A 12,099-nucleotide genomic window follows, 5' to 3' on the forward strand; every position below is an offset into this window, starting at 1 on the left:
CTTATTTTTGTATCGTATTAGAGTTCTGATTATAGGCTTTTGCTACACATTTCCATACCCCGTCCATCTTCATTAGCAGAAGATAATCGGTAAAATCAATGCGCCCACCCCATTTTTCTTCCAACACACGAACAACGGCAAGGGTTTCCTCTACATCTACCACATCAACACGTGCCTTAAAGCCATCTCCCGCACCGACCGTATCTACATTCCTATAGAATTGCTCGATGCTTCCATGCTCCAACTTGCCGTCCAAATAGCCGAACAGCACGGCTTCGTCAATGAACAGTTCCTTGGCATACTTGCTATTGCCTTCTGCCACGCTTTTCACGAATTTCAAAGCAGCCTCTTCCACCGCCTTATATTCCTCAATACACGCTCTCATAATTATTTATTGTTTAATATGTTATTAATTGTTGCAAAGCTACCAGATAGTTTCCATACGTACAAGTACTGAAAAATTATTCATATACTGAAAAATTATTCGGTATATTACAGTTTAGAGTTATTATCACTATCTTTGTATTATAATAGTTTAAAAACGGAAAGTTTATGTACGAAAGAAAGATACCTGTTGATTTGGATTGTCCTTTACGGATGACCATGAGCTTGATAGACTCGAAATGGAAGTCTTGTATATTGGATGAATTACGCCACAAGCCGTTACGCCCAAGCGAACTCCACAAACAATTTCCCGAAGCCACGCCCCGTGTGCTTGACCTCCAACTGAAAGAATTGGTGGAAGACGGATTGGTTTCCAAGACAATCTATCCTGAACTGCCACCCCGTTCAGAGTATGCCATTACCCCTTTGGGAATTACGTTAATCCCAATCATAGATGCAATGATTGAATGGGGTAACAAAAATACGGAACTGTTTGAAAAGAAATATGGTAAACAGGTATAATATTCAGAGAGTTCTACAATATATTTAGAGAGAGTTATTTAACATTTTTTCTTTCGAAACACTTCTACCTGTTCAGCGATAGCTTCGTTCTGGTATATCCACGAGATGGATAAACCCTACCCAAGCAAATTGCCATTCCCCGTCCCGTTTGATATACAAATCCAAGCCTTTTGGGGCTAATCTGGTCAAGTTTGGCAATTGGTAATTGTCAGGAACGTCCATTTAGCTTTTATCACTGAACTGTTCGTTGTGAAAGAAAAAGATTATTTATAAATCAATGTGGATAAATATTCCTCTGCAAACATCTCATTGGCCACTTCCAACAATATCTCAGCTGTTAGCTCCTCAATACGCTTAAAGACAACCTCGGATGATTCATACTTATGGTAATGCAGGAACGTTTTCGCCATCCCTAACGCATTATTCTCAAAGTTATCGGACGCCACTCCGATTTGTCCAATCAATTGCTTCTTCGCTGCTGCCAACTGGGAGGAAGTCATCTTTGTATCGCGCATCCGCTTTAACTCCTTATAGGTCAATTTCAGACAAGTATCCATGTCATCCACATCCGTCCCGAAATAAATACAGAAAGCTCCCGTATCCGTATAGGAAGTCAGGTTGGATTCGACAGTATAAACCAGTCCTCTGCGTTCACGAAGGGACACATTCAGTTTACTATTCATTCCGGGACCTCCAAGAACATTATTCAGCAAATAGAGTGCAGTACGCTTGTCATCATACGCATTATAGCCACGACTACCGATCATGACATGTGCCTGATGTGTATCTTTGGAGACTGTCAAATGTTCCGGCACATACAGGGATGGAGGTGTACGATGATTCTCGACCTTCACACCAGGAATATCCGACAGGTATTTTTCTACCAAACGAATGATTTTCTTGAAATCATACTGTCCCTGAACAAAAAACACCATATTTCCCGGTTGGTAAAAACGACGGGTAAACGATAGAACATCTTCCGTGCGGAAAGTCCGCAGAAGTTCCGGTTTACCAAGAATATTTCTTCCCAGTGGATGATTGCGGAAGATCATGTCTTCGAAATCATCAAATATCAGTTCCGACGGAGTATCTTCATACGACTGGATTTCATCGATAATGACCTCTGTTTCCTTTTCTATCTCATGCTGCGGAAAGGTTGAATGAAATACAATATCCCCCAACAATTCAAGCGCACGTTCGAGATGTTCTTTCAGGAAAGCGGCATAGACAACAGTCTCTTCCTTATTTGTATATGCATTCAGATCACCACCTACATTCTCCATCCGGTTAAGGATATGCCAGGCTTTCCGTTTCTCCGTTCCCTTAAAAATCAGATGTTCGACAAAATGGGCCATTCCCTGCTCATTCTCCGCCTCATCACGGGTTCCGGCATCAATCGCAAAGCCACAATAAGCAACTTTTGAGAGGGTTGGTTCATGAATAATACGCAATCCGTTGGGCAATGTATATTCGTTACCTTGCATCGTTTTATACTTCCTTATTGAATTAATGCCACAAAAATACAATAAAACTTATTGCTGTTTATAGAAAATTGCAGATATTTGTAGACTATAACAGCAACAACGTATATGGAAAAGATAGGAATATTCTGTTCTGCCTCCGACAACATTGACAAAATGTATTTCGAAAGCGCCAGCCAGATAGGCAAATGGATGGGGCAGACAGGCAAAACCTTGATATATGGAGGAGCCAGTCTCGGATTAATGGAATGCCTAGCCCATGCCGTGAAAGAAAATGGCGGTAAAGTCATTGGAGTAGTTCCTGCCAAACTGGAAGAGAATGGCAAGGTAAGCACTCTGTTAGATGAAGAAATTCATACCCGTAACTTAAGTGACCGCAAGGATATTATAACGGAGAAATCGGAGGTATTGGTTGCACTTCCCGGAGGCATCGGTACCCTTGATGAGATTTTCCACGTAATAGCCGCTGCCTCTATCGGATATCACCGGAAAAAGGTCATTTTCTACAATGAACATGGTTTTTACAACGAGCTATTAAAAGCACTCCACACTTTGGAAGACAAAGGTTTTGCACGACAGCCTTTCTCAACCTATTACGAAGTAGCAAACACATTGAATGAATTAAAAGAAAAAATAAACTGATCCTATATGATAGACTCCATTAAACAACTTTTGCAACAGGAAGCACAAGCTGTGCTCAACATCCCTGTAACAGATGCTTATGAAAAAGCCGTACAACTGATTGTAGAACAAATACATCAGAAAAAGGGAAAACTGGTAACTTCCGGTATGGGAAAAGCCGGACAGATTGCAATGAACATTGCTACGACTTTCTGTTCCACCGGTATTCCATCCGTCTTTCTGCACCCCAGTGAAGCGCAACACGGGGATTTGGGTATCCTACAAGAAAACGATCTACTTCTGCTGATCTCTAACTCTGGCAAGACACGTGAAATTGTGGAATTAACCCGCCTGGCTCATAATCTGGACCCGGATTTGAAGTTTATCGTCATCACCGGAAATCCGGACAGTCCGTTGGCAAAAGAAGCTGATGTCTGCCTAAGTACCGGCAAGCCTGCAGAAGTCTGTGCGTTAGGGATGACTCCCACTACATCTACCACCGCCATGACAGTGATCGGAGATATATTGGTAGTGCAGACCATGAAGAAAACCCAATTTACCATAGAAGAATACTCAAAACGCCACCACGGCGGTTATCTGGGAGAAAAATCAAGATCACTATGCGAAAAGTAATCGGCATCGGAGAGACAATCCTTGATATCATCTTTCGAGGTGACCAGCCTTCCGTTGCCGTACCGGGAGGTTCTGTATTCAACGGCATTGTCTCATTGGGACGAATGGGGATAAACGTCGGTTTCATCAGTGAAACCGGAAATGACCGTGTAGGCAATATCATCCTGCAGTTTATGAATGAGAATCATATCCCGACTGATCATGTGAATGTATTTCCGGATGGGAAATCACCCGTGTCTTTAGCATTCCTGAACGAGCAGAGTGATGCTGAATACATCTTCTATAAAGACTATCCGAAGCAACGTCTGGATGTTCTGTTTCCAAAACTTGAGGAAGATGACATTGTTATGATAGGTTCTTATTACGCACTGAATCCGGTTCTACGGGAGAAGATTCTCGAATTACTCGACCTGGCACGTGAAAAGAAAGCCATTATCTACTATGACCCGAATTTCCGTTCTTCACACAAGGACGAAGCCATGAAGCTGGCCCCGACCATTATTGAGAATCTGGAATATGCGGATATCGTACGTGGTTCTTTAGAAGATTTCCTCTATATGTACAACATGCAGGATATAGATAAGATATACAAGGATAAAATCAAGTTCTATTGCCCCCGGTTCATCTGTACTGCAGGTGGAGAAAAGGTAGCATTGCGCACCAATATAGTCAACAAAGATTATCCGGTAGAACCGTTACAGGCGGTCAGCACCATTGGAGTCGGTGACAATTTTAATGCAGGACTGATCTATGGATTCATTAAATATGATGTCCGATACCGCGATCTAAATAACTTGAATGAAGAAATCTGGGATAAAATAATCCAATGCGGAAAAGACTTTGCAGCGGAGGTTTGTGGAAGTTTCAGCAATTCGGTATCCGTGGAGTTTGCACAGAAATACAAGTGACATTACAAATAAGAATTTGAATACTTAAAGAAAAAAAATCATGAATAGTCTATTGCTTAATATTATTTGTGCTTTTGCCATTGCAAATGCAAATCCCAATACGGAAAAAGCACAGCAAACGCTGGATGCTCTGTACCAAAACTATGCGGCACCCAACACCTGTCTTTTACGTGAAAATTATCCTTTTGACCATCATAATGAAGTAACTTACCTGGCATCACAAGAGCAGGCAAAAAGACAAAATGAATACTCTTACCTCTGGCCATACTCAGGTACATTCTCTGCCGTGAACGCATTACTGGAAACAACAGGAAATAAGAAGTATAAAAAACTTCTGGAAAACAGAGTACTGCCCGGATTGGAAGAATACTTCGACAAAAAAAGAGAACCATTCGCCTACTCTTCTTATATAAGCAATCAACCGGCTTCCGACCGTTTCTATGATGACAACGTCTGGTTAGGAATCGATTTTACAGATTCATATCGCATAACAAAGAAACAGGCATATCTGGAAAAAGCCAAACTCATTTGGGAGTTCATCCTTAGTGGAAAAGACGATGTACTTGGCGGAGGAATCTACTGGTGTGAACAAAAGAAAGAATCCAAAAATACTTGTTCCAATGCACCGGGAGCTGTATTTGCTCTCAAGCTATTTCAGGCAACTCAAGACAAGACCTATTTAAAGCAAGGGAAAGAATTATATGAATGGACTAAAAAGAACTTGGAAGATCCGAAAGATCATCTATATTTCGACAACATCGCACTCAATAAGAAAATCGGCCGTGCCAAATTTGCCTATAACAGTGGACAAATGATGCAAGCAGCCGCCCTGCTCTACCAAATTACCAAACAGAAAAATTATCTGGAAGATGCTCAGAACATAGCAAAAGCGTGTCATAGATACTTTTTCACGCATTTTACCTCTCCGGATGGACAAACATTCCAATTACTGAAAAAGGGGAATATCTGGTTCACGGCAGTTATGCTTAGAGGTTTCATTGAACTTTATCAGATAGACCATAACAAGACTTATCTAACCGATTTTCAAAAAAGCCTCGACTATGCATGGGATCATGCCAGAGATGAACGGGGACTATTTCATACAGACTGGAGTGGAACAGATAAAAGCGAAAAGAAATGGCTTCTGACACAAGCTGCTTTCGTAGAAATGTATGGAAGATTAGGCAGAATCGATTTACAATAACCGCCTTTAATATTCCTCTTAGAGTGATCCTCTCCCTAGTAATTTCGTCAAATCCTCTTTCAACCTATCACCATTGTCTTGAAACGCTTTATTCATCGTGTTTGCAGAGCGGTGATAGGTTGTCACTAACCTATCACCTCATCTGTCACCTATCACCACCTATTTTTTGAAAGCCCGATTTGTTTCAAGATGTTTCAATTGCTTGAAACACTTTGTTCCAAGGCGCTGAACACTTTGTTCCAAGGCGCTGAACACTTTGTTTCAAAGCGCTGAACACTTTGTTTCAACACGCTGAACACTTTGTTTCAATAAGGTGGAACACTTTGTTTCAATCCTTAGCCAAGTGTTACACTACGGGAAACAAAATGTTGTGGGCAACAAGTATTCGAAAAGAGTATAAATATACACTCTTCGCTCAGGTGATAGGTGACAGATACGGGTGATAGGTTAGTGACAACCTATCACCGCTCTGTAAATACGATAAATAGGGAGTTTCAGGAAGTCGGTGATAGGTTGAAAGAGGATTTTCATTTTTATCTATGAGAGAATTGTGATTCCATCTCATAAATTGAGAGAACAAACACTCTTTAAATGAAGAAGCCGTGGTATCCTGCTGGAATAAATCGCAAATCGTAATTCGTAATTCGTAATTATTCGCTATCTTTGCGCTCGAAATAAAAGATATACAGAGATTTAATGAAGACATTTGAAGAGCTTGGTGTTTCTCCGGAGATACGTAGAGCAATTGAAGAAATGGGATACGAGAATCCCATGCCGGTACAAGAGGAAGTGATTCCGTACCTTTTAGGAGAAAATAATGATGTAGTAGCTCTTGCACAGACAGGAACAGGTAAAACAGCCGCATTCGGTCTGCCCCTGATCCAACAGATTGACGTAAAGAACCGAGTCCCCCAATCACTTATCCTCTGCCCCACCCGCGAGCTTTGCCTCCAGATCGCAGGAGATTTGAACGACTATTCCAAGTATGTTGACGGATTGAAAGTACTACCAGTTTACGGCGGCTCTTCCATTGACAGCCAGATACGCAGCCTGAAACGCGGTGTACATATCATTGTGGCTACTCCCGGACGTTTACTGGACTTGATGGAACGGAAAACCGTATCCCTGTCTACTATCCGCAACGTAGTGATGGACGAAGCGGACGAAATGCTGAACATGGGATTTACAGATAGTATCAATGCCATTTTAGCGGATGTTCCACAAGAACGCAACACTTTGCTGTTCTCGGCAACGATGAGTCCGGAAATTGCACGCATATCTAAAAAATACCTGCGTAATGCGAAGGAAATTACGATCGGTCGCAAGAACGAAAGCACCAGTAATGTGAAGCACGTCTCTTACACCGTACAAGCCAAAGATAAATTCGAAGCACTGAAACGCATCGTCGACTATTATCCGCAAATTTATGGTATCATCTTCTGCCGCACCCGGAAAGAGACACAGGAAATTGCAGATAAGCTGATGCAGGAAGGCTACAATGCCGATTCCCTGCATGGAGAACTTTCACAAGCGCAGCGCGACGCAGTGATGCAAAAGTTCCGCATCCGCAACCTGCAACTTCTCGTTGCTACTGACGTGGCTGCCCGCGGACTGGACGTAGACGATCTTACCCACGTTATCAACTACGGACTGCCGGACGATACGGAAAGTTACACGCACCGTAGCGGACGTACCGGACGTGCCGGAAAAACAGGAACCTCTATCGCCATCATCAATCTTCGTGAAAAAGGAAAGCTTCGCGAAATAGAGCGTGTCATCGGCAAGAAATTCACTCCCGGAGAGATGCCGACTGCGGCAGGCATTTGCCGGAAGCAGTTGATTAAGGTCATTGACGATCTCGAAAAAGTAAAAGTAAACGAAGAAGAAATCTCCGAGTTTATGCCGGAAATCTATCGCAAGCTGGAATGGTTGAGCAAGGAAGACCTGATAAAACGAATGGTTTCGCACGAATTCAACCGTTTCTCAGAATATTACCGCAACCGCCCGGAAATAGAACAACCGACCATTGAAAGCCGTGGTGAACGTACCGGAAGAGGTGCCCGCAAAGAAGGAGGCTTCGAAAAGAGAAGTCGGAAAGCTGCTCCGGGCTTCAACCGCCTGTTTATCAATTTGGGTAAAACAGACAGCTTCTTTCCCAGCGACCTTATCGGCCTGCTGAACAACAACACGCGCGGACGCATCGAGCTTGGACGCATTGATATGATGCAGAACTTCTCTTTCTTCGAAGTGCCCGAGAAAGAGGCAACCAACGTCATAAAGGCTCTAAGTCGTACCAAATGGAATAACCGCAAAGTGGTAGTGGAAGTATCCAATGAGGAGGGCGGAAAAGGACGTGAGAACGGTTCGGGTGAACGCAAAGGCGGTAAACGCTCCGGCAAAGGAGAAGAGCATGCGCCACGCAATGAGCATAAGGACGGAAAATCTAAGGATGCGTCTGCGAAAGGTCCAAAATCCGGCAAGAAGGAAAAACCAAGCCGTGCAGAGCGGGGATATACCAATGCCCGCGGTCCGAAAAAAGAGACGACTGGCAGAAATTCTTCCAGCAGGAAGAGCCCGACTTCAGTGAAGAGGGATGGGCACGCAGAAAACCGAAGAAGTAAATAAAAAGCAAGTAACCGATAGGATGTGTCAAACGCATTATGACACATCCTCATTTTTCTAATTACCGCTATTTTTCTAAGCTGTTCTCCTAAAAGTTTTACTTCCGGTCCTATCAGGGTGCATTGAATTTTTCCTTATCAATACTCCATCCATCACCACGGTAGCATATCGTTTTAATTACTATTTTTCATTACCATCTCTTGGTTTTATCTGGCTATTTTCAGTTCTTGTACAAGGTTGCCTGCCTTACCGTATTTCTCCATAATAAAAAGCATATACCGCACATCCACTCCGATGCACCGCTGCAAGTCTGGTTCAAAAACAATGTCACTGCTCATTGCTTCCCAGTTGCCATCGAAAGCCAGCCCAAGTAATTCTCCTTTGGCATTGAACATGGCACTGCCGGAATTGCCTCCTGTAATGTCGTTATTAGAAATGAAGCATACATTCATGTCTCCCTGCGTATTGGCATACCTGCCGAAGTCACCGGAAGAGAGCAAGTCCAACAACTCCGGCTGGACGGCAAAGTCAATATCACCCGCATGCTCCTTCACCTTCTCAAAGATGCCTTTCACAGTCGTGTAATAGCCATAAGTAGCTCCATCAAAAGGAGTATATCCCCCCACCGTTCCAAAACTCAGACGCATGGTGGAATTAGCATCCGGATAGAAATTACGATCGGCATACATACGACGCATGGCAGCATTGAACAAGCGTTCTCCCTGCTCTATCTGCTCGGAAGCTTCGGAAATGCTCTGATTCATCTCATAATATTTCACGATCAGGTCCAGACTTAAGGATACGGCAGGGTCTTCGAACAAATTATACGTTGTATCCCGCTCCAGGAAACGTTTCAAACCTTTCGGAGAAGTAATTTGAGACGTTGCATACAAAGAGTCCACATAAGCCTGAATATTTCCGTTGTAGAGCGTATCTATCTTTTCATACATAGCAGGCAGAAACTTTTTATCCACTTTCGTCTGATACTCTTTGAGCATGGCAGCAAAAACCTCCTTATCTATGGAAAGATCGAGATTATCATATTTCTCCAATAACTTCTTCATGCGGGCAATCACCAACTTCTCTTCAGCCTCAAAGTCGAAATTGAGAATTTCAATGGCAAGTTGCACCAACTCGGGACCATTGATAAACGATTCACCGAAATACGCTAACGCACGATTGGTTTCCCGACGATTGCCATAGCCCAACTCCAGAGAAGAGAATAAATGGATCAATTTTTCCCTCTCTTCCGGACGAGACAGAATCCAATCACGGAGCACAGTTTCCGCCGCCCTTTTCTTATCCAGCACTTTCAGGTGCCTGATGGCTTTATTTGTTCCGATGCTATTTTTCCAATAATTGGAGCTTTCGTCGTATTTGGAAGCATATTTGATACGAATATCCGGACGACGGTCCATCTCCCGCTTCCATATCGCTTGTTTCACTCCCCGTACATCAATCATCGCCTGATTGATTCCATTCATCATTTCTTCAATACCATACGAGGAAAGGGATCGTTCCGTACTTCCCGGATAGCCGAGTGTCATACAAAACGAACCTTCTTTGTATCCATCCAAAGAGATGGGAGCTACATATTCAGGGTGGTAAGGGACGTTTTCCGGAGAATAATCCGCCGGTTCGTTCTTGGTGTTGGCATAGATACGAAACACACAGAAATCGCCCGTATGACGCGGCCACATCCAATTATCCGTATCCCATCCGAATTTCCCGACAGAAGAAGGAGGGGCAAAAACCAGACGGACATCATTATAATCACGGTAAACGGAAAGCCAAAACTCATTACCTGCATAGTAAGCATCTACAATACCGGTCAGCGTAGAGTCTTTTTCGGAAACTTCCATGCCAATCACATTCATAATCGAATCGACAGCCACCCGACGCTCCGCTTCCGTTTTAGCATACTTGGCGGCAGACAATACCCGTTTAGTAACATCTTCCGTACGAAGCAGGAAACGAACATACAACTCCGGATTGGGCAGTTCTTCGTCGAGGCTACGCGCAAAGAAACCATCTTTCAGATAATCATGTTCCACTGAAGAATGTTGTTGAATACTGCTGAAACCACAATGATGATTGGTAAACACCAAACCGTCTTCGGAAACAACCACTCCCGAGCAGAAACCTCCGAAGCTCACAACAGCATCTGCCAGACATGGTCTCTTCGGATTATATATTTTATTTACAGGCATCCGCAAACCAAGTTCCTTCATCACCCGGTCCGTCTGTTTATTCTTTCGAAGATTTCCCAACAGCCACATTCCCTCATCGGCAAACACATTCGACAGACAGAGGGAAAAGACTATCAAGGCAGTTAGTCTGAATTTCATGCTATTATTTTTAGATTCATTATTCAGTAATCAGCCTCAACTTTTTCGCACCGACACGGGCTTTCAGCCATTCGCTTATTTTCTCTTTTTCGGCAACAAACGGATGTCTGGCGAATTTCAAAACAGCCAATGTCACGGTATCCGTCTTCATCGAGTCAACCCGTACTTCGAGCGAACGAGTGATGGAAAGCGTAGTGACAGAAGGATAAAGCACCTTCAATTCGGGCACCAATGTACGGCTCATAGCATCGTACGTTTTATATTGCTCCAGTGTTGTTTCCAGTTGGGCAATCTTTACGCCCTGCTGCTGAAGTCGTCGCTCACTGTTTTTATAGAAGTCTTCCATCACCATGGCACGGATAGAAGACACGTCTACCGCTTCATTGTTCATACCCTGCAATACAATCAGTTTCGTATCTTCCAGCTTATAGTCTTTCATCTTGCTACGGGCAATGGAGATCGAGGCTTCGGGTACTTCAGCACCAATCAGAACCACCCGTACTTCCTTATGTTCATAACTGATTTTTTTATCAAGCACCTGCGTATTATCGAAGTCCAACTGCTCGTTTACAAAACGATTGGCCGCCGCTTCATAAAAGGTACTTTTTATGATTCCAAAAGTCAGATAAACAGCAGGGCACATGGTGAGTACGGCAATCAGAACAATGTATTTGCGTACAGTCTTCTCGCGGGTTTTGTCTACAAACTCTTTCCGTTGGAAATGCATCACGCGAACTCCGAGAAAGGTAGCCAGACTGATAAATACGGAATTGATGAAGTAAAGATAAAAAGCTCCCAGAAAATAAATAAGATTACCGGATGCCAGTCCGTAACCTGCCGTACAAAGCGGAGGCATCAATGCAGTAGCAATGGCAACACCCGGAATCACATTTCCTTTTTCCTTGGTAGAGAGAGCCACCACACCAGCCAATCCACCAAAAAGTGCGATGAACACATCATAAATAGTGGGCGATGTGCGTGCCAGCAACTCCGACTGTGAACCGGCAATAGGGGCAAGAAGGAAAAAGATGGTTGCCGTCGTCACACTGAAAGCGGTGGTTATGAGAAAGCTCTTTAAAGAGCGTTTCATTAAATCAAAGTCATTCAGCCCGACAGACAGTCCCACTCCCATAATAGGTCCCATCAACGGAGAAATCAACATGGCACCGATAATAACGGCAGTAGAGTTCACATTCAAGCCAAGTGACGCCATAAATATGGCAAAAATCAGAATCCACAAATTGGCACCTTTGAACTCTACCCCCTTACGGATAGAATCCACTGTGGCCAGTTCGTTATCCTTATCTTTTCTCAAGTCCAGATATTCTCTCAGGAAGGACTTGATAGCAAACTTATTACGTTCATCTGTCTTCATA

10 protein-coding genes and 1 pseudogene are annotated in these 12,099 nt (G+C 43.3%); 6 read left to right on the forward strand and 5 right to left on the reverse strand.

The window, feature by feature from the left end; translation table 11 throughout:
- Position 1 precedes the first annotated feature (1 nt).
- Positions 2-385, reverse strand: a complete 384-nt coding sequence (locus AB9N12_RS06990) for a nuclear transport factor 2 family protein (RefSeq protein WP_369890889.1) — start codon at positions 383-385, stop codon at positions 2-4.
- A gap of 167 nt (positions 386-552) precedes the next feature.
- On the opposite strand from AB9N12_RS06990, the gene AB9N12_RS06995 reads away from it, so the two are divergent.
- Positions 553-906 (forward strand): winged helix-turn-helix transcriptional regulator, encoded by a 354-nt coding sequence (locus tag AB9N12_RS06995; protein ID WP_369890891.1) that lies wholly within the window; start codon positions 553-555, stop codon positions 904-906.
- 114 nt (positions 907-1,020) lie between these two features.
- On the opposite strand, the pseudogene AB9N12_RS07000 reads toward AB9N12_RS06995, so the two are convergent.
- Together AB9N12_RS07000 and AB9N12_RS07005 are read right to left on the reverse strand one after the other, a co-directional pair.
- Positions 1,021-1,169, reverse strand: a pseudogene (locus AB9N12_RS07000) (SGNH/GDSL hydrolase N-terminal domain-containing protein); the annotation flags it as partial.
- Complete coding sequence (locus AB9N12_RS07005; RefSeq protein ID WP_369890893.1) at positions 1,170-2,390, reverse strand: M16 family metallopeptidase; 1,221 nt, start codon at positions 2,388-2,390, stop codon at positions 1,170-1,172.
- 105 nt (positions 2,391-2,495) lie between these two features.
- Between AB9N12_RS07005 and AB9N12_RS07010 the strand changes: the two genes are divergently transcribed.
- The 5 genes from AB9N12_RS07010 (at position 2,496) to AB9N12_RS07030 (ending at position 8,378) form a co-directional block, all read left to right on the forward strand.
- A complete protein-coding gene (locus AB9N12_RS07010; RefSeq protein WP_369890894.1) occupies positions 2,496-3,029 on the forward strand; it encodes a TIGR00730 family Rossman fold protein in 534 nt (177 codons plus the stop codon).
- Between the two features lie 6 nt (positions 3,030-3,035).
- Positions 3,036-3,641, forward strand: coding sequence for an SIS domain-containing protein (locus AB9N12_RS07015; RefSeq protein ID WP_369890896.1), 606 nt, complete (start codon positions 3,036-3,038; stop codon positions 3,639-3,641).
- Positions 3,629-4,549, forward strand: a complete 921-nt coding sequence (locus tag AB9N12_RS07020; RefSeq protein WP_369890898.1) for a carbohydrate kinase — start codon at positions 3,629-3,631, stop codon at positions 4,547-4,549. Before AB9N12_RS07015 ends, AB9N12_RS07020 begins: the two co-directional genes overlap by 13 nt.
- A gap of 40 nt (positions 4,550-4,589) precedes the next feature.
- On the forward strand, positions 4,590-5,753 hold the full coding sequence (locus AB9N12_RS07025; RefSeq protein WP_369890900.1) for a glycoside hydrolase family 76 protein: 1,164 nt from the start codon (positions 4,590-4,592) through the stop codon (positions 5,751-5,753).
- A gap of 696 nt (positions 5,754-6,449) precedes the next feature.
- Complete coding sequence (locus AB9N12_RS07030) at positions 6,450-8,378, forward strand: DEAD/DEAH box helicase (RefSeq protein WP_369890903.1); 1,929 nt, start codon at positions 6,450-6,452, stop codon at positions 8,376-8,378.
- Positions 8,379-8,581: 203 nt separating this feature from the next.
- Here the strand turns inward: AB9N12_RS07030 and AB9N12_RS07035 are convergent, their stop codons facing one another.
- On the reverse strand, positions 8,582-10,723 hold the full coding sequence (locus tag AB9N12_RS07035; protein ID WP_369890905.1) for a S46 family peptidase: 2,142 nt from the start codon (positions 10,721-10,723) through the stop codon (positions 8,582-8,584).
- 19 nt (positions 10,724-10,742) lie between these two features.
- Positions 10,743-12,098, reverse strand: a complete 1,356-nt coding sequence (locus AB9N12_RS07040) for a TIGR00341 family protein (RefSeq protein WP_369890907.1) — start codon at positions 12,096-12,098, stop codon at positions 10,743-10,745.
- Between the last annotated feature and the right edge of the window lies 1 nt (position 12,099).

Source organism: Bacteroides sp. AN502(2024), from assembly GCF_041227145.1.
Taxonomy (GTDB): Bacteria; Bacteroidota; Bacteroidia; order Bacteroidales; family Bacteroidaceae; genus Bacteroides.